The 17,133-nt window shown below is 57.8% G+C and carries 19 protein-coding genes; 16 read left to right on the forward strand and 3 right to left on the reverse strand.

All coding sequences use genetic code 11. From position 1 onward, the window contains the following. Nucleotides 1-322: 322 nt before the first annotated feature. From KP80_RS20370 to catA, 13 genes are all read left to right on the forward strand, one after another. Nucleotides 323-1,447, forward strand: coding sequence for an amidase (locus KP80_RS20370; protein WP_052285467.1), 1,125 nt, complete (start codon nt 323-325; stop codon nt 1,445-1,447). 103 nt (nt 1,448-1,550) lie between these two features. After that, entirely contained in the window at nt 1,551-2,678 is a 1,128-nt protein-coding gene (locus KP80_RS20375) for an acyl-CoA dehydrogenase family protein (RefSeq protein WP_052285468.1), read from the forward strand. Nucleotides 2,679-2,700: 22 nt separating this feature from the next. Beyond that, nucleotides 2,701-3,060, forward strand: coding sequence for a hypothetical protein (locus KP80_RS20380; RefSeq protein ID WP_052285469.1), 360 nt, complete (start codon nt 2,701-2,703; stop codon nt 3,058-3,060). An 11-nt stretch (nt 3,061-3,071) separates the two neighbouring features. Then, entirely contained in the window at nt 3,072-3,623 is a 552-nt protein-coding gene (locus tag KP80_RS20385) for a nuclear transport factor 2 family protein (protein ID WP_052285470.1), read from the forward strand. Beyond that, complete coding sequence (locus KP80_RS20390) at nt 3,613-4,923, forward strand: aromatic ring-hydroxylating oxygenase subunit alpha (RefSeq protein WP_082221770.1); 1,311 nt, start codon at nt 3,613-3,615, stop codon at nt 4,921-4,923. Before KP80_RS20385 ends, KP80_RS20390 begins: the two co-directional genes overlap by 11 nt. Beyond that, the gene (locus KP80_RS20395; RefSeq protein ID WP_052285471.1) at nt 4,924-5,406 is read left to right on the forward strand and encodes an aromatic-ring-hydroxylating dioxygenase subunit beta; all 483 of its coding nucleotides are present in this window, start codon (nt 4,924-4,926) and stop codon (nt 5,404-5,406) included. Nucleotides 5,407-5,416: 10 nt separating this feature from the next. Continuing rightward, nucleotides 5,417-6,151, forward strand: coding sequence for an SDR family NAD(P)-dependent oxidoreductase (locus KP80_RS20400; RefSeq protein WP_052285472.1), 735 nt, complete (start codon nt 5,417-5,419; stop codon nt 6,149-6,151). A gap of 11 nt (nt 6,152-6,162) precedes the next feature. After that, complete coding sequence (locus tag KP80_RS20405) at nt 6,163-7,095, forward strand: PDR/VanB family oxidoreductase (protein WP_052285473.1); 933 nt, start codon at nt 6,163-6,165, stop codon at nt 7,093-7,095. Nucleotides 7,096-7,105: 10 nt separating this feature from the next. Continuing rightward, a complete protein-coding gene (locus KP80_RS20410) occupies nt 7,106-7,594 on the forward strand; it encodes a flavin reductase (protein ID WP_052285474.1) in 489 nt (162 codons plus the stop codon). Between the two features lie 83 nt (nt 7,595-7,677). Further along, on the forward strand, nt 7,678-8,928 hold the full coding sequence (locus KP80_RS20415) for an MFS transporter (protein WP_052285485.1): 1,251 nt from the start codon (nt 7,678-7,680) through the stop codon (nt 8,926-8,928). 25 nt (nt 8,929-8,953) lie between these two features. Then, nucleotides 8,954-10,066: a muconate/chloromuconate family cycloisomerase gene (locus KP80_RS20420; RefSeq protein ID WP_052285475.1), complete on the forward strand. Its 1,113-nt coding sequence runs from the start codon at nt 8,954-8,956 to the stop codon at nt 10,064-10,066. 11 nt (nt 10,067-10,077) lie between these two features. Further along, complete coding sequence (gene catC, locus KP80_RS20425; protein ID WP_052285476.1) at nt 10,078-10,365, forward strand: muconolactone Delta-isomerase; 288 nt, start codon at nt 10,078-10,080, stop codon at nt 10,363-10,365. Nucleotides 10,366-10,395: 30 nt separating this feature from the next. After that, nucleotides 10,396-11,322, forward strand: a complete 927-nt coding sequence (gene catA, locus KP80_RS20430) for a catechol 1,2-dioxygenase (RefSeq protein WP_052285477.1) — start codon at nt 10,396-10,398, stop codon at nt 11,320-11,322. A 42-nt stretch (nt 11,323-11,364) separates the two neighbouring features. Here catA and proX read toward each other — a convergent pair whose 3' ends face one another. Continuing rightward, nucleotides 11,365-12,360, reverse strand: coding sequence for a glycine betaine/L-proline ABC transporter substrate-binding protein ProX (gene proX, locus KP80_RS20435; RefSeq protein ID WP_052285478.1), 996 nt, complete (start codon nt 12,358-12,360; stop codon nt 11,365-11,367). A gap of 389 nt (nt 12,361-12,749) precedes the next feature. On the opposite strand from proX, the gene KP80_RS20440 reads away from it, so the two are divergent. Next, on the forward strand, nt 12,750-13,058 hold the full coding sequence (locus tag KP80_RS20440; protein ID WP_052285479.1) for a hypothetical protein: 309 nt from the start codon (nt 12,750-12,752) through the stop codon (nt 13,056-13,058). 65 nt (nt 13,059-13,123) lie between these two features. On the opposite strand, the gene KP80_RS20445 is transcribed toward KP80_RS20440, so the two are convergent. After that, nucleotides 13,124-13,705 carry a nuclear transport factor 2 family protein gene (locus KP80_RS20445; RefSeq protein WP_052285480.1) on the reverse strand — a complete coding sequence of 194 codons (582 nt, stop codon included), beginning with the start codon at nt 13,703-13,705 and terminating at the stop codon, nt 13,124-13,126. A 109-nt stretch (nt 13,706-13,814) separates the two neighbouring features. Between KP80_RS20445 and KP80_RS20450 the strand changes: the two genes are divergently transcribed. Further along, on the forward strand, nt 13,815-14,696 hold the full coding sequence (locus KP80_RS20450) for a LysR substrate-binding domain-containing protein (protein ID WP_052285481.1): 882 nt from the start codon (nt 13,815-13,817) through the stop codon (nt 14,694-14,696). Between the two features lie 17 nt (nt 14,697-14,713). On the opposite strand, the gene KP80_RS20455 is transcribed toward KP80_RS20450, so the two are convergent. After that, nucleotides 14,714-15,661 (reverse strand): AraC family transcriptional regulator, encoded by a 948-nt coding sequence (locus KP80_RS20455; protein ID WP_052285482.1) that lies wholly within the window; start codon nt 15,659-15,661, stop codon nt 14,714-14,716. Between the two features lie 115 nt (nt 15,662-15,776). Between KP80_RS20455 and KP80_RS20460 the strand changes: the two genes are divergently transcribed. Next, nucleotides 15,777-16,973 carry an MFS transporter gene (locus KP80_RS20460; protein ID WP_052285483.1) on the forward strand — a complete coding sequence of 399 codons (1,197 nt, stop codon included), beginning with the start codon at nt 15,777-15,779 and terminating at the stop codon, nt 16,971-16,973. Nucleotides 16,974-17,133: the final 160 nt, after the last annotated feature.

Raw genomic sequence — 17,133 nt, forward strand, 5'->3', positions numbered from 1 at the left:
CACAATGACAAAATTGTGACTCGCGTAGAAAATATTTATAACCACTTGTAAATAAACACCTTTTAAATACAGCCTGCGAAATTCTCTTCGCAGGCTGTACCCGCCTGTATGCGCTAATTTGCTTTATATTTCATCAAACTGCGTAATTAACCATGCAATCATAAAGGTTAACTAATTGTTGCATCATCGTAAAATTAACGTGAAATATTACTTGAATATTCATCTAAATTTGCCAGTATTGAATTAACGCGACTCAGGACAAAAAAGCAGCATCGACTGCTCGCCTGAATGTGATTCATTTTTTCTGGTTAAGGTGTTAATCATGCAGCCAGTTTACGAGAGCAATGGGTTTGTTGAACGCTTTACCCTCGGTGAGGGTAAGCTTAGTTTTGCCGTCAAAGATACTCTCAACGTAGCGGGTCATCGCACGCAGGCCGGTTGTCCGGCGCTGGCGCAAACGCCTGCCGCCAAAGCGCACGCCAGCGTTGTTGAGACCCTGCTGGCCAACGGCTGTCGGCTGGCGGGAAAAACCACGCTGCATGAACTGGCGTTTGGCGTGACCGGGATTAATGCCTGGGGCGGTACGCCGGTTAACCCTCTCTATCCAACGCTGATCCCCGGCGGTTCCTCCAGCGGTTCGGCGGCGGTTGTCGCCGCTGGCGAAGTCGACTTTTCACTGGGCACTGATACCGGCGGCTCTGTCCGCATGCCCGCTGCCTGCTGCGGGATCTTCGGGTTGAAGCCGGGCTACGGCGTCTTGAGCCGGGAAGGGGTACTGCCTGCTGACAGTTCGCTGGACTGCGTAGGGCTGTTTGCCCGCGATGCCCATGTCCTCCGCCAGGCGCTGAATCACCTGAACATCCCGGTGTCGATGGCAATGACGGCGTTGCCGGAAATCACCTTTATCTCCGCCGCGCAGCCGGAAATCGATGCGCAGCTGGCACAATTTCTCAATGATGCTGGCGTCCAGCCACACCGCGCCCAACTCCCTACGCTTGCCGATGCGCATCGTGCTGGCATCGCCATCATCAGCCACGAAAACTGGCAGGCATTTCATCCGCTGCTGGCGACCGGCGCGGTCTCGGCAGATGTTGCCACACGCATTCGTGCCGGTGAAACGGTGAGCCAGCAGACACTGGAAGAGGCTGAACAGGTCCGTCAACGTTTCATTGATGAGGTCGACGCATTGCTGACTCAAACTCCACTGCTGGCGCTGGCGACATTACCGGAGCTGCCGCCAACGCTGGCTGAAGCGGCCGATCCGCTCGGCGTGGTCAATCTGACCCGGCTGGTGCGTCCGTTCAATCTCAGCGGGCACCCGGCGCTAACGCTCCCCGCAGGTGAACTGCGCGGCAGGCCAATCGCTTTGCAGCTGGTGGCGCGTAAAGGCGCAGAAGGGCTGCTGGTGCAGGCCGCCGAGTGGTTGACTGCGCGACGACGCCGCTAACCGCACACGCTCTCATTTTCTTTATTCCTGATGACTCAGTGAGTTCGACTCATTGCGGCTGCCTGCGCTCAGCGCCCGGCCGTGACCACTACTGGAGAACGCTATGTCTGCCGTCCACGCCCGTGAAACGCTAGAGCCGCTGTTAAGCGAAGTTGCGACTCGTAGCCAGGATTTTGAGCACCAACGTCATATTTCTGACGACATCATCAGCCGCTTTAAACAGGTCGGCGTCTACCGCGCGCTGGTGCCGAAAATCTACGGCGGCGACGAGTGTTCCCCGGCGCAGTTCTGCGAGCTGATTGAGCAGATTGCTACCGCAGACGGTTCCGCAGGCTGGGTGGCAAGCTTCGGCATGAGCCCGTTTTATCTCGGCGCACTGCCCGTTGACACCCTGACAGAACTCTATCGCGACGGTCCGGATGTGGTCTTCGCCGGCGGTATTTTCCCGACGCAAAAAGCCCGTCAGGCCGATGGTGGCTACCGGGTTAGCGGCCGCTGGAGCTTTGCCAGCGGCAGTATGGGCGCGTCGGTATTAGGCGTTGGTATTCTGCCTGACGGCGAACAGCCGTTGCCACGAATGGCGGTACTCCCGCGTGCCAGCGTGCAGATTGACCCGGTGTGGAACACCGTCGGTTTGGCGGGTACCGGCAGCCACGATTTGCTGGTTGACGATGTCTTTGTGCCGCAGGAGTGGACCTTTATTCGCGGCGGTGCGCTGAATCTTGATGGACCGCTGTACCGCTATCCGGTGCTATCGCTGGCCACTCAGGTGCTGTCGGTGGTGGCGCTCGGCGTGGCCCGCGCAGCGCTCAACGAAATTTACGCGATTGCTCATCGTCAGCAATCGGTGACCGGCGCGCCGCGTTTGGCCGACCGCCCGCAGGCGCAAATGCAAATTGCCCGCTGCGAGGCGGACTTACGTTCTGCCCGCGCCTGGTTCTACGACGCCATCGACGATGTCTGGCAGCAGCTGCTGTCTGGTGATGACGCCAGCTGCGAACAAATTAACGCGCTGCGCCTTTCTTCTACTCATGTGACGCGCGTCGCCGCCGATGTGGCGCGTCAGGCGCTGGCGTTAAACGGCATGGGCGGCGTCACCATGACCAGCCCGCTGCAGCGCTACGTGCGCGACACCATGGTCATTACTCAACACGCCTTTATGGGCGATCTCTCATATCTCAACGCAGGTACCGTTTTCTTCGGTGGCAAGCCGCAGCCCGGCTACCTGTGATTTTTAACGTAAGGAGCATCAGATGAGCCAGACCACTACTTTACGCGTGCTGTTTTGCATCGGCGTGAACCAGAACTTCTTCGATGCCAGCGCGGCGGAAGCCAAGCAGGTGTGGGCCGCTTTCGGCGTGATGATGAAAGGCATTGATGAAACGCCGGGGATCACGGTTATCGGCAATATGGACGATGACCAGCTGATGGTGGGGCCGTCAACTACCGCCCCGTGGACGACCTACGTGCTGGCCGACGCCCAGGCGCTGGAAAACGTTGCCGCGGTCTGCAACCTGTTTCGCACCACGGCGGTGGGCGACGGCGGCAGCAAGCTGTGGAAGTACTGCAAGATTGAAGCTCGCGTCGGCCGCGAACTGATCATTCAGAGCTAACGGAGGCGACGATGACCCCTCAGGATGCGCAGCGCTTACAGCAGCTCGAAGATCAGCAGGCCGCCCGCGTGTGTATAAGCCAGTACATGCACCTGTGTGACCACCTCGACGACAGCGAAACCGTACGTGCCATTGGCGCCCTGTTCACCGTTGACGCCTGCTGGGAAGGGGTTGGCGAACCTTATGCTACGCGTCTGGGGCGTCATTCAGGGCGTGCGGCAATTGTCGCCATGATGGCGGGATATGTGCGAAAACCAGCTCATTTTGCCATGAACGCACATTTTTTGTGCTCTGAGGCGCTCAGCACTTCGGCCTGCGGAGAACTGCACGGCCGCTGGCTGATGCTGCAAACCTCGGCGTTTAGCGCCGGTGGCGCACACCTTAACGCCGCCGAAATCAACGTCACCTTTCGGCGTGAAGCGGGGGAGATGGTGATGCACCATTTCATCACCCGCAACTTGTTTAGCCGACCCGTAAGCCACTGGCACGCCGAGGACACGCTCCCGGTGCCGGAAAACCATCAGACCGTCGAAGACGGGCAGGAGAATGGACATGCAGTGTGACCACCTCATCAATGTGAAGAATATCGATACCACGATGCCCAACGCGCCGAGCCGCGAAGAGATTGCGTCGCTGGTGCAGCACGACCGCGTACACACTTCGCTGTACACCTCCGAAGAGTTGTTCGCGCTGGAACTGGACAGAGTGTTTGGCAAAACCTGGGTTTGGGTGGCGCACGCCAGCGAAATTCCCGATACCGGCAGCTTTAAAACCACCGAGATCGGCACCCAACCGGTCATCGTTGTACGCGATCGTAAAGGTAACGTGCATACGCTGCTAAACCGCTGTCGTCACCGCGCGGCGACCGTTTGTGAACACCGCAGCGGCAAAACCAATAGCTTCGTCTGCCCGTATCACGGCTGGGGCTACGCGCTGGACGGCAGCCTGCGCGGCGTACCCCATCCGGAGAGCTACGCCGATCAGCTGGAAAAAGGCGAACTGGGGCTGGTGTCGCTGCGCACCGAACAGTACGCCGGCATGATCTTCGCCACTTTTAACGATCGTATCGAACCGCTGGAAGATTTCCTCGGCGCGGCGAAAAAGTGGATGGATCTGTTTATGAAACAGGGCGCGGGTTACCCGATTAAAACCGGCCCGGCGCACCGTTTCCGTTTCCCGGGCAACTGGAAAATCCAGCTTGAGAACACCACCGACGGCTACCACTTCCCGGTGGTGCACCGCTCGTTCCTAAGTTCGGTCGATAAGCAGACCGAAGAGATGCTCAACTTTGTCGACGGCAGCGGTTATGTCGAAGATCTTGGCAATGGTCACAGTGTGATGGTGATGATCCCGGAACTGGTGGATCTGGACGCCAACCTTGATGCGCCAATTCCGGAGCGCTTTAACGAACTGGCCGACGCCCTGCGCGCCGACCACGATGAAGACCAGGTGCGTCGTATCGTGCGTGCGGTCGGCGGCTCCGGCTTCAACCTCAATATCTTCCCGAACATCGCCTGCTCGATGGCGTTCTTCCGCGTTCTGCAACCGCTGTCGGTGAATGAAACTGAAATTCACCACGCGGTGATCACCATGGACGGCGGCCCGGAAATCGCCAACCAGGCGCGCCTGCGTTTGCATGAACATTTCCAGGGGCCGATGGGCTTCGGCACCCCGGATGACTCGGAAGCGTGGGAGCGCGTTCAGCGCGGAGCCACTGCCGGTGATGATCTGTGGATCATGCTTAACCGCGGCCTGGCGGGGGAATACCGCACCGACGACGGCCTGCGCAGCGACGTGAGCGCCGAGACCGGGATGCGCGCTGCCTATCAGCAGTGGAAAAAACTGATGACGGAGATGGAATAAATGACGACCGCGGAATCTGTACTGTTTAACGCCATTGCGGTGATTAACCTCGAAGGCGATCTCCTCGATCAGGGCGAATTCAATGCCTGGCTGGATCTGTGGCAGTACGACGGCCTGTACGTCGTGCCAATCGATCCGCAGGAGACTGACTTCAAAAACACCCTCAACTACGCCTGTGACGACCACGAAATGCGCGCCAAACGGGTGAAACGTCTTTACAGCGGTGAATCCATCTCCACCACCCCGCGCGCCAGAACGTTGCGCACGCTGTCGCGTTTTCGCCTGCTGGAGGCCAGCGAGAGCGAAGTGGTGGTCCGCGGCGCGCAGTCGCTGTGGGAGCACCGCAAAGGCCACAGCCGCCACTACGCTGCCGATATCACCTGGCATCTCACGCCGCAGGCCGATGGCTGGCGGATCAGCCAGAAAGTGATCCGTCTGGTCAACAGTGACGATGTGCTGCACAGCATCGGCTACATCCTGTGAGGAATTCTTTATGACGCAAACCGCATTAGTCACCGGCGCCGCCAGCGGGCTGGGAAATGTTATCGCCCGCCACCTGCTCACGCAGGGATTCCAGGTGGTGTTGACCGACGTTGACGCTGCCCGTGCCAAAGCTACCGCCGCCGAGCTGGACAGCGACAACGTGCTGGCGCTGGGGCTGGATATACGCCAGCCCGAGGATTTTGACGCGGCGCTTGCCGCCACCGTCGCCCGTTTTGGCAGCCTACAGGTGCTGGTCAATAACGCCGCACTGACGCTGGCCACGCCGGTGATGGAGATTGCCGTCGATGAATTTGATCGGGTGATTTCCACCAACCTGCGCGGCACTTTTGTCGGCTGTCAGACGATGGGGCGTTACTTCGCCAGCCGCGGCTACGGCCGCATTATCAACCTGGCGTCGCTGGCGGGGCAAAACGGCGGCACTGCTTCTGGCGCGCACTACGCGGCGTCGAAGGGCGGGATCCTGACGCTGACCAAAGTGTTTGCCCGCGAGCTGGCCAAATCCGGTGTCACCGTCAATGCCATTGCGCCGGGGCCGATGGATTTACCGACCGTTCACGCGCTGGTGCCGGAAGAGAAAATGGCCGGGTTGCTACAGATGATTCCGGTGGGCGCTCTCGGCGAGGCGGAATTTGTTGCTCATGCTGTGGCGCTACTGGCCTCTCAACACGCGTCGTTTGTCACCGGGGCGACCTGGGACATCAACGGCGGGCTGTTCATGCGCTAAAGGAGGCGTTGATGCTGACATTACAGGTAGTCCGCCGCGAACTGCGCGGCGAGGTGGTGCTGCTGACGCTGGCGCATGCCGACGGGCGTGCGCTGCCCGAATTTACCGCCGGGGCGCATATCGACCTGCATCTGAGTGATGATCTGCTGCGTCCGTATTCGCTGTGCAGCAGCCCGCAGGAGCGGCATTTCTATCAGCTCGGCGTGCTCAAGGATAGCCAATCGCAGGGCGGTTCACTGGCGGTGCATGCGCTACGCGAAGGGGATGAGATTGCGGTGAGCGAGCCGCGCAATCTGTTTGCGCTTGATGAGGGGGCCCGGCACAGCCTGCTTATCGGCGGCGGTATTGGCATTACGCCGATGCTGGCGATGGCGGCGGAACTGCTGGCTGCCGGGCGCACGTTTAGCCTGCATTACTGCGCCAAAACGCGGGATCAGGCGGCGTTTTTCCCGCAGCTGGAAGCCTCGGCTTATGCATCGCAGGTGCATCTGCACTGTAGCGATGAACAGCGTATCAATCTTGATGCGGTGCTGTGCGACGTACCGGAAGGAACGCATGTCTACGTCTGCGGCCCCGCGCGGCTGATGGATGCAGTTAATGAACGTGCGCTCGCGCAGGGCTACGCGCCGGATCGGATTCACCAGGAGTGCTTTAGCGCCGAGGTGGAAACTGGCGGCCAGCCGTTTGAAGTGGTGGCCGCCACCAGCGGCATTACCGTTCAGGTAGCCGCCAACCAGACCATCGTCGAGGCGCTGGCGCTGGCGGGGCTGAAAGTCTGCGTCTCCTGTAAGCAGGGGATCTGCGGCAGCTGCCTGACCGATGTGCTGGAAGGTGAGCCGGATCACCGTGACCACTATCTGACCGACGATGAGAAGGCCGATGGCGATCAGATCCTGCTGTGTTGCTCCCGGGCGAAAAGCGCCCGCCTGATTATCGATCTTTGAGGATCTTCTAATGACTCTGCAAACCGAATTTCGTAACGCCATGGCGCAGTTGGGCAGCGCGGTGTCGGTGATTACCACCGACGGCCCTGCCGGTAAATTTGGCTTTACCGCCTCCGCCGTGTGTAGCGTGACCGACCAGCCGCCAACCTTGCTGGTGTGTATGAACCGTAACTCTTTCGCCCACGCCCACTTTAAGCAAAACGGCACGCTGTGCGTCAACGTGCTCTCCAGCGATCATCAGGCACTGTCCGGCGTCTTTGCTAACGCAAACCTGCGTTCGGAAGAACGGTTTTGCCATGACAGCTGGCAGGTGATGGCCAGCGGCGCGCCAGTGCTCAGTTCGGCGGTGGCGAGCTTTGACTGCCTGATTGATGACTGTCACGAAGTGGGCAGCCATTCCGTCTTTTACTGCCGGGTGCAGGCGATACGCAGCAGCGAGCAGCCGCGCGGGCTGGTCTATTTCAACCGTCGCTATCACACCGTCGGTCACGAAGCATAACCACCAACGAGGGATGCCGAATGAGTAATGTCGTTTCTGAAAACGTAGTCACGCCCGCCGAAACCCACCACGATGCGCAGCAGATGCGCAAGCTGGTGATGGCTTCGGTGCTGGGCAACGCGCTGGAGTGGTATGACTTTTTCCTCTACGGCACCGCGGCGGCGCTGGTGTTTGGCCCGCTGTTCTTCCCGGTGGGCGGCGACCCGTTGCAGGGCACGCTGCTCGCGTTCTCCGGCTTCGCCGTGGGCTTCCTGGCACGGCCGCTGGGCGGCATCGTCTTTGGTCATCTAGGCGATCGCTACAGTCGCAAAATGACGCTGATCATGACGCTGACCCTGATGGGGGCGACCACCTTCGTTATTGGCCTGCTGCCGACCTATGCGCAGATTGGCCTGTGGGCACCGATTGCGCTGATAATCCTGCGCTTTTTACAAGGTGTTGCCTCCGGCGGCGAGTGGGGTGGCGGCGTGTTAATGCTCAGCGAAAACGCCCCGGCACAAAAACGTGGGTTCTACACCGCGTGGAGCCAAATGGGCGTTTCCGGCGGTTTCGTGCTCTCGGCGTTCGCCTTCTATCTGGTGCAACAGCTGCCGGAAGGCGACTTTATGAGCTGGGGCTGGCGCGTGCCGTTCGTGCTGAGCATCGTTATCTTTCTGGTGGGCGTTTATATCCGCAAAAATATCCGCGAGAGCAAAGCCTTTGCCCAGGCGAAACCTGAAGATAAACACGAGAAGATCCCGCTGCTGATCCTCGTTCGCGAACACCCGAAAGCGCTGATGCAGGCCATCGCGCTGCGTCTGCCGGAGAACGGCGCATCCTATATCTTTTTCACCTTCTCGGTGGTGTATGCCAAACACATCGGCATTGGCACCGGGGAAATTATCAGCGCGGTCACCCTCGCCATGCTGGTTGAGTTTTTCTCCATTTTGTTCTGGGGCGCGCTGTCCGATCGTATTGGCTTAAAACCGGTGTACTACATCGGTGTGATTGGCCTACTGGTGATGGCGTTCCCGTTCTTCTGGCTGCTGTCTACCGGCAGCTACGGCTACATTTTGCTGGCGATGTTCCTCGGCCTGCCGGTATGCCACGGCGCGATGATCGGCACCCAGCCGTGCATCATGAGCGATCTGTTCCCGGTTCGCGTGCGCTACTCGGGGCTGGCGCTAGGGCATGAAGTCGGCTCGATTTTCTCCGGCGGACTTGGGCCGATGCTGGCAGTGGCGCTGTTAATGGCCTTTGATGCCTCGTGGCCGGTTTCGCTGCTGCTGATCGCCTACGCGCTGTTGGCGTGGATAGCACTGCGCAGTCTGCCGTCGGGCAAAACCACACCCTGATCCTTTTTCTTTGCAGGAGCAACCGATGTTAACGATTGAATCACTGGCCTGCTGGCTGGTGGATATTCCCACCGTTCGTCCGCACAAGTTGTCGATGGCGACGATGGGCTGCCAGACCCTAATGATTGTTCGCATGCAATGTGCTGACGGCGTTGTGGGATGGGGTGAGGGAACCACCATCGGCGGCCTGAGCTACGGTGCGGAAAGCCCGGAAGCGATGAAGCTGGCGATTGAAACCTATCTGTCGCCGCTGTTGTGCGGGCAGACCTTCAGCGGTGTAGCCGCGCTCGCCGAAATGATGAACGCCAGCGTGAAGGGCAATACCTTTGCCAAGTCGGCGCTGGAAACCGCCTTTCTCGATGCGCAAGGAAAAGCGCTGGGCGTGCCGGTTAGCGCGCTGCTAGGCGGCGCGCTCAGCGATCGCCTGCCGGTGCTGTGGACGCTGGCCAGCGGCGATACCGCTAAAGATATCGACGAAGGAAAGCGACTGCTGGCGGAAGGGCGGCACGACACTTTCAAACTGAAAATTGGCGCCCGCGATCTGGCAACCGACGTTCGCCACGCGCTGGCGATCAAAACTGCGCTGGGGGATGAGGTCAGTATTCGCGTTGACGTCAACCAGGCGTGGGACTTCACCACGGCGGTGAAAGGCATGAGCCAGCTGCAGGACGGCGGTATTTGTCTGGTTGAACAACCGATTCCACTGTGGGATCAACAGGGGCTGATTGCCCTGAGCCAGCGTTTCACGCTACCGATTCTGGCCGATGAAGCGGTGGCGACCAGCCATGACGGCTACGCGCTGGCGAACGGCGGCTTTAGCGGCGCTTTCGCGCTGAAAATTGCTAAAGCCGGTGGCCCGGCGCAGGCGCTTAAGCTGGCGCACGTGGCGCAGGCGGCCGGCGTGGCGCTGTACGGCGGCACCATGCTGGAAGGAACACTTGGCACGGTGGCCTCGCTACATGCCTGGTCGACCCTGAAGATGCAGTGGGGCACCGAAATGTTCGGGCCGCTGCTGCTTAAAGACGACATCGTGGTGACGCCGCTCGACTTTAGCCAGGGGCAGGTCACGCTGCCGCAGGGGCCAGGGCTGGGTGTGGAGATCGACGACGATAAATTGCGTTTCTACGCCCGAAAATAGAGGACATCCGCATGCTGTTTAAAGTTGAAATGACCGTCAATATCCCGTCGTCGCTGCCCAAAGAACAGGCCGACGCCATTAAAGCCGAAGAAAAGGCCTACTCGCAACGCCTGCAGCGTGAAGGCAAATGGCTGCATATCTGGCGCGTCGCCGGGCTCTACGCCAACGTCAGCATCTTTGATGTCGCCGACAACCAGGAGCTGCACGATATTTTGACCGGGCTGCCGCTGTACCCCTTCATGACGATGTCGGTGCAGCCGCTGTGCCGCCATCCTTCAGCCGTTAACGCACAACAATAACCCTTACCCTACAAAAAAGAGGAATACGCAATGTCAGTGAATCCTGCAAAACAGACCGAACTGGAATCCTTGCTGGCGATCAGCAGCGGCTTAAATTCTGAACAGGGCAATGAACGCTTCAAGGCCATCATGCATCAGGTGCTGAGCGACCTGTGTCAGACTATCAAAAAATTCGATATCAGCGATGAAGAGTTCTGGCTGGCGGTGAACTATTTAAACGAGCTGGGTGAACGCAAAGAAGCCGCGCTGCTGGCGGCTGGCCTGGGGCTTGAGCACTATCTGGACATGCGCGCCGATGAAAAAGAGGCCGCTGCCGGTCAGGATGTCGGCACCCCGCGTACCATCGAAGGGCCGCTGTATGTGGCAGGCGCGCCGCTGAGCCAGCAGTATGCGCGGATGGATGACGGCAGCGAGCCGGGCGAGCCGATGTGGCTGCATGGCCAGGTGCGTGACTTAGAGGGTAACCCGGTCGCCGGGGCGATTGTCGATATCTGGCACGCCAACACGCTGGGGGGCTACTCGTTCTTCGATCAATCTCAGAGTGAATACCATCTGCGCCGCCGCGTGGAGACCGGTGCCGATGGCCGTTACGCGGTTCGCAGTATCGTACCGTGCGGCTACGGTTGCCCGCCGGATGGCCCAACTCAGAAGCTGCTGACTCAATTAGGCCGCCACGGCAACCGCCCTGCGCACGTTCACTTCTTCGTATCTGCACCGGGTTATAAGCACCTGACCACGCAGATTAATCTCAATGGCGACGCCTATCTGTGGGACGACTTTGCTTTTGCCACCCGCGAAGAGCTGATTGCCGATCCGGTGAAAATCACGGATGAGCCGTTGTCGCAGGCGCGTAAAATCAACCAGCCGCATACCGAAGTCAGCTTCGACTTCACGCTGGTGGATTCAGCGGAGACTGCCGAAGAGACCCGCATCAAACGCGCCCGCGTAATGGAGTAAACCAGAAGCTCTGGGCGGCGTCAGCTCGCCCAGAGTATTATCTTACTGCGCTGCCAGCGCCTGTTTTATCCAGCCATCAAACGTCGCCTGGTGAGCCGCTATCCAGCCGTCAACGTGGCGCTGAATATCCTCCGCGGAAGACTCGCCTTTATGCATCAGCTGATTCTGCGCATTCACATCACCCAGCGGTAATTTCGCCACGGCAAACAGTTTGGCTGCCGCCGGATTTTTCGCCGCCCACGCTTTGTTGGCCACGATATATTCGTTGTTCACCGCAAAACCGTAATTTTTGCCGTTCGGCAATTCGGTGTTGAGATCTTTAAGCGAACCCGGGTTGGCGGAGAACGGTACGGTTAACCAGACGACGTCTTTACCTGGTTTTAATTCGTCGCTGACCCAGTACGGCGTCCAGGTGAAATAGAGCACCGGTTTACCGGCCTTAAACCGTGTGAGGGTATCGGCGATGATGGCCGAATAATTCCCCTGATTTTGTGTCACCGTATTGCTCAGACCGTAGGCTTTAATTTGGGTATCAATCACCGAACCGCAAACCCAGCCTGGGTTACAGCCCGCTAAATCGGCTTTACCGTCGCCGTTGGCGTCAAATAATTGTGCCAGCTTGGGGTCTTTAAGCTGTGAAATATCGGTAATGTGATATTTCTCAGCGGTCTTTTTATCAATCAAATAACCCTGTGCGGCGCCGCTAATATAAGTGCCCTGGCGGTAGAATTTTTTGTCACCGCCGCTCGCGGCGTACATGTCTTTTTGCAGCGGTTCCCAGTTGACGGCCATATAGGTGGCGTCTCCGGCAGCAATAGCGGTATAGGCGACGTTGTATTCCACCTCTTCGGTGGCAGAAACCTCATAGCCGAGCTGGGTGAGCGCGCGGTTGATGATCTCCGTCTGGAATGATTCTTCCGGCAGGGTACTTTGTACGGGATGAACGGTGATGCCTTTACCGGGCAAATCGGCGGCAAAAAGCGCGGGGGAGATGAGTACTGCTGCCAGCGTGGTGGCGATTATTGTCGGTGTTTGCATAGGAGTAACCTTATTATTTTGGGGTGTTAAGCCAGGGCTGGCCGGTTATTTCTGTGGCAACGAAAGAGAGTCGAAAATGCTAGCGAAAATATTCCTCCGAAGTATTAGGTGTAATACTTTACCCTAACATACTGAGCGTTTCTGACAATCCTAAATATGCACCGGTGATTGTTTGTCCGTTATTTTTCGAGGTGAGGTTATTCTTAAATGAAAATGGTTGGCCTGGGATAAATAACGCCGGTGAATACGACGAACGTCCGATATTTGAAATCGACACTCCACGGTATAGTCAAAAACGTTTTGTTTTAGTTGAAACAAGATTGAGGTTACGAGGAGGCACCGGTAACACCACCGATGCCAGTCAGTCTCACAGGATGTGGGGGAAGAATATGAAATCAGTGCGTATCGTTTGTCTTGCCGCGCTAGGTCTGTTGTTGACCACGGCGGCACAGGCCAGTACTAACACCAGCTCAGGCGTTATCCATTTTGTCGGCCAGATTGTGGAAGATGGCTGCGCTGCGGAACTGCAGCGGACACAGGTGCAAATTTCCTGCTATCGCAATGGTGCCAACCACATTCAGCATGTTGCCTTAAACGCCAGCGGCCGCAATCTGGCGATGCAGAAGCTGGGGACTATCGCTCAGCGCAGCATACCGGGTCATCCTGAACTGCGGGAAATGACGATTACCTATTATTAAATTACTGTCCGGGGATGAGTGGGCCAGCGGTCGATGGCGTTATCCCCGGACTGTACATTTTTTTGTTACAGTGCCAGCCAGCGTTTGCCCGCGGATTTCATATCCTGCTCAAGCTGGCTGCCGCGGGTGGCAAACACCCGACCCAGTGGGAAGCCACTTTTTTCGAGCAGATAAGCTAATGCGGCATATTCACGCGGAAAGCGGGCAATGGTCTGAGAGTCAATCTCCACCATGCCGAGCGGGAAGGTGAAGGTGCCCATATCGTAAATGCTCTGGCGGTGAAAAAGCTTCCACTTACCCTCTCTTTTTTCTGCCAGATCGTAAAAGCGGTTGTGGCATTCGCAGCCTAGATTTAGCCGGGTATTTTCAGCAATAATCATGGCGTTGGTTTCCAGCAGCGCTTTATTGCCTGCGGCGTTCAAGGTAACGCGTGGTGATCCAATCATATGTTTGGTCCGTAAATCTGACGCCCCCATCCGCATTGAACCGTCGACAAAATCACTGGCCAGTCCCTCAAACCAGGTGATTTCGATGGTACCGTCTGGGTGAAATAGCTGGCGCAGCTGTTCCCATTCGCCGAGATCGCGGTGGATCCAACCATTCATCAGGTCATTAAGCTGCTGGCGATCGTTGTCGGTAGTTTGCATTGTTGAGCCTCCGGTCAGTGAACTGAGATTCAGTTTGGTCGCCAGCAGACGTAAACTCAAATATATTGATCTGACTAAGCAATCATTATTAATGATTAATTGAGGTGCTATGGATCTTCGACACCTGCGTTATTTTCTGGCCGTCGCTGAAGAAGGCCATTTTGGGCGCGCGGCAAAACGGCTCAATATCGTGCAGCCTGCGTTGAGTATGCAGATTAAAGCGTTAGAAGAAGAGCTTGGCGGCGCGCTGTTTATCCGCACCAGCCGCCACGTGGCGCTGACCGATGCCGGTCGGCTGTTGCAGACCGAAGCGCAGCGCACGCTGGCGCAGGTTGAGCATACGCGGCTGGCGGTGGAACGCTCTCTGCGCGGTGAGACGGGGCGCGTTCGAGTGGGTTTTGCTGGTAATGCTATTTTTAGCGGCAAGATGATTGCGGATCTACGCCAGTTTCACAAGGCTTATCCAGATGCTGAACTCTTGATTCAGGAAGTGGCACCACAGCAGCAGGTGGACGCTATCGTGGCGGGATTGCTGGATGTCGGCTATACGCCGGATAACAGCAAAACGGTCACGCCGGAAATTGTCGTCAAGCCGCTTGGGCAATGGGATTTTCTGCTGGCATTGCATGAAGGGCATCCGTTAGCGAGGAAGGCTGCAATGACGATAGATATGCTGGCGGGCGAACCGCTGGTTCTTTATGAGGCTCATGATACCCATGAGCGGCTGACCCAGTTGCTTGAGCAGAAGCTGGGCGACAAGCTACACGTTGCTCATCGCGGGGGCAGTACGTTGAGCGTGTTGGCGATTGCGGCGACCGGGCTCGGTGTGGCGCTCATTCCAGCGCCGCTAAAGCAGGTCACGATCCCCGGCCTGGTCTATTGCCGTCTGGACGAACCGTCATTTAGCGCCAACCTGATGCTGGTGCATCGCGCCACCGAACCGAATAAAGCGGTAGAGGCCTATTTGGCGCTGGCACGTCAAACGACGTAGCGCCCTCAACATCGACGTTACGCCACCTGATGGGTTTCCCGTAGGGCACCAGGGGGTTGTCCGACGACCCGTTTAAAGGCGCGACTGAACGCCGCCACGGAGCCATAACCTAAACGCAGCGCCACGGTCTCGATGGCCTGCTGTTCATGGCTGATATACTGTACCGCCAGCCGCATGCGCAGCTCGCTGAGATATTTTGCCGGCGTTGTGCCGGTCGCCGCGAGGAAGCGTTCAGCAAAAACGGAGCGCGATGTCCCGGCTTCTTTGGCGAGGGAGGCCACGCTCCAGTTGATGCCTGGCTGTTGATGCATGGCAAAAATCGCGCGGCTCAGGCGTGGATCGCGCAGTACCTGAATCCATCCGGTAGCCTTACCGCAACCGCTCTCTACCCAGCCGCGCACAATCAGCGCCGCCACCACGTCTGCCAGCCGTGCGAGGATCCCGGCGAAGCCTACCTGGCGGCCCAGCGATTCGCGTTCCATGGCGGCGAGCAGCGGATGAATTTCCGGTCGTGTCGACATTAGGCTACTGACCATCATCACTTCCGGCATTGCTTTAATCAGCGGTTGCATCCCGCCCAGTTCAAAATCCATACAGCCGGTGAAGATAACCGCACTTTCGCCGTTGGGGCAGGTTTTACAGTGGATGTCTTGCACCTGATTACAGATAGGTTCGCTGGGTAAGTCAGCAATGGGCGTTACCACGGCGTCATCGTTGGAGAGCAGAGCGTGAGCATCGCCATTAGGAATGAACACGGCATCGCCAGTATTGAGGGGGAAGCGTGCACCGCTGTACATCCGCAAGATCACCGGGCCACGGCTGACAAAGTGAAACTGGGCTTTACCCGCGACATTACCGAATGCCAGCCCAAACGGCGCGCTGGCCTCAATCCGTCGATAGTTAACGCCGGAAAGGCGCATTCCACTCAGCAGTTCGCTTATCAAATCAGGGGCATGGAGAGACATGGTGTTAACTCCGGACGAATTATCAATAATAAAAGATTTTACATCATAGATCGTCCGAGTGAGGTTTTCTATTCTTTGTGACCGTTATCTCATTTTTTTAACCGGAGAGTTACAAATGGATTCATGCGCCACCGCAAGCGCGTCATTGGCACCGGCCAAACCCGCCTGGCGAGCCGTCTGGTCGCTCGGTCTGGGGGTATTCGGGCTGATTACCGCAGAGTTTTTACCCGCTAGCCTGCTTACGCCGATGGCGTCGAGCCTCGGTGTGACCGAAGGGGTTGCCGGGCAGACGGTGACGGCGACCGCGCTGGTGGCCTTAGTCACAGGGCTACTCATCACTTCTGCCACCAAAAGTATCGATCGCCGCTGGGTACTGATGTTCTTTACCTTGCTGCAAATTGTCTCCAGCCTGCTGGTGGCGTTTGCGCCATCGTTACAGGTCTTACTGTTGGGACGATTGCTGTTGGGTGTCGCCATCGGCGGCTTCTGGGCAATGTCCACCGCCACAGCGATGCGCTTAGTGCCGGCGAAAGACGTACCGAAAGCGCTGTCGATAATCTTTGCCGGTGTGTCGATTGCCACGGTTGTGGCGGCCCCGCTTGGTAGCTATTTAGGCAGCCTGATTGGCTGGCGAAATGTGTTTATCCTTTGCGTGATTCCCGGTGTGCTGGCGCTGTTCTGGCAATTGTGGGTTCTGCCATCAATGCGTCCGGAAAACAGCGGTAGCCTCGGCACACTGTTTAAAGTGCTGCGTCGCCCGGGCATGGTGGGCGGACTGTTGGCGACGATCTTTATCTTCAGCGGTCACTTTGCCTTCTTTACTTATCTGCGACCTTTCCTTGAGACCGTAGGGCGGGCTAATGTTGAAACCATTTCGCTGATTTTGCTGGGCTTTGGCGTCGCGAATTTTATCGGTACTTCGATTGCCGGGTATCTGCTGGCGCGCAACCTGCGACTGACGCTGGCGCTGGTACCTTTTGCGATGGGCATTCTGGCGTTGACCATGGTGGCCTATGGTCATCTGGCGTTGGTGGATGGTCTGCTGGTCACCCTATGGGGCTTTGCTTTTGGACTCGTGCCTGTTGGCTGGTCAACCTGGCTTGCGACAACGGTGGCCGATGAGGCCGAAAGTGCTGGTGGGCTAATGGTGGCGTCAATTCAGCTGGCGATCAGCGCGGGTGCGGCAGGCGGCGGGCTGGTGTTTGATATGAATGGTGCCAATGGTGTGTTCACTGCTAGCGGTGTACTGCTGGTGGCGGCGATGGTGATGGTGTTTGCCGGTGTGAAGGTGAAACCTGCCGCGATTGAATAGCGAGAGGGGTGTGACAATTCTGTCACGTTTATCAGTATGGTGTGAAATTCCGTTCACTTTGCGTTTTGCAGAACATGAAACAGCTGCATCAGTGAACGGGCAAAGGGGAGCGTCGCGCTCCCCTTAGCAATGCCCGCGGCCCTGCAGCGAAATCGGTGCT

Origin of the sequence: Kluyvera genomosp. 1 (assembly GCF_001266615.1) — a bacterium.
Classification (GTDB): domain Bacteria; phylum Pseudomonadota; class Gammaproteobacteria; order Enterobacterales; family Enterobacteriaceae; genus Kluyvera; species Kluyvera cryocrescens_A.

Coding starts and splice junctions, on each gene's coding strand:
- KP80_RS20410 (WP_052285474.1), top strand. CDS start 7,106: ATGACTCTGCAAACCGAATTTCGTAACGCCATGGCGCAGTTGGGCAGC.
- KP80_RS20445 (WP_052285480.1), bottom strand. CDS start 13,705: ATGCAAACTACCGACAACGATCGCCAGCAGCTTAATGACCTGATGAAT.
- KP80_RS20375 (WP_052285468.1), top strand. CDS start 1,551: ATGTCTGCCGTCCACGCCCGTGAAACGCTAGAGCCGCTGTTAAGCGAA.
- KP80_RS20440 (WP_052285479.1), top strand. CDS start 12,750: ATGAAATCAGTGCGTATCGTTTGTCTTGCCGCGCTAGGTCTGTTGTTG.
- KP80_RS20450 (WP_052285481.1), top strand. CDS start 13,815: ATGGATCTTCGACACCTGCGTTATTTTCTGGCCGTCGCTGAAGAAGGC.
- KP80_RS20460 (WP_052285483.1), top strand. CDS start 15,777: ATGGATTCATGCGCCACCGCAAGCGCGTCATTGGCACCGGCCAAACCC.
- KP80_RS20395 (WP_052285471.1), top strand. CDS start 4,924: ATGACGACCGCGGAATCTGTACTGTTTAACGCCATTGCGGTGATTAAC.
- KP80_RS20400 (WP_052285472.1), top strand. CDS start 5,417: ATGACGCAAACCGCATTAGTCACCGGCGCCGCCAGCGGGCTGGGAAAT.
- KP80_RS20380 (WP_052285469.1), top strand. CDS start 2,701: ATGAGCCAGACCACTACTTTACGCGTGCTGTTTTGCATCGGCGTGAAC.
- KP80_RS20370 (WP_052285467.1), top strand. CDS start 323: ATGCAGCCAGTTTACGAGAGCAATGGGTTTGTTGAACGCTTTACCCTC.
- KP80_RS20405 (WP_052285473.1), top strand. CDS start 6,163: ATGCTGACATTACAGGTAGTCCGCCGCGAACTGCGCGGCGAGGTGGTG.
- proX (WP_052285478.1), bottom strand. CDS start 12,360: ATGCAAACACCGACAATAATCGCCACCACGCTGGCAGCAGTACTCATC.
- KP80_RS20390 (WP_082221770.1), top strand. CDS start 3,613: ATGCAGTGTGACCACCTCATCAATGTGAAGAATATCGATACCACGATG.
- KP80_RS20385 (WP_052285470.1), top strand. CDS start 3,072: ATGACCCCTCAGGATGCGCAGCGCTTACAGCAGCTCGAAGATCAGCAG.
- catA (WP_052285477.1), top strand. CDS start 10,396: ATGTCAGTGAATCCTGCAAAACAGACCGAACTGGAATCCTTGCTGGCG.
- KP80_RS20455 (WP_052285482.1), bottom strand. CDS start 15,661: ATGTCTCTCCATGCCCCTGATTTGATAAGCGAACTGCTGAGTGGAATG.
- catC (WP_052285476.1), top strand. CDS start 10,078: ATGCTGTTTAAAGTTGAAATGACCGTCAATATCCCGTCGTCGCTGCCC.
- KP80_RS20415 (WP_052285485.1), top strand. CDS start 7,678: ATGCGCAAGCTGGTGATGGCTTCGGTGCTGGGCAACGCGCTGGAGTGG.
- KP80_RS20420 (WP_052285475.1), top strand. CDS start 8,954: ATGTTAACGATTGAATCACTGGCCTGCTGGCTGGTGGATATTCCCACC.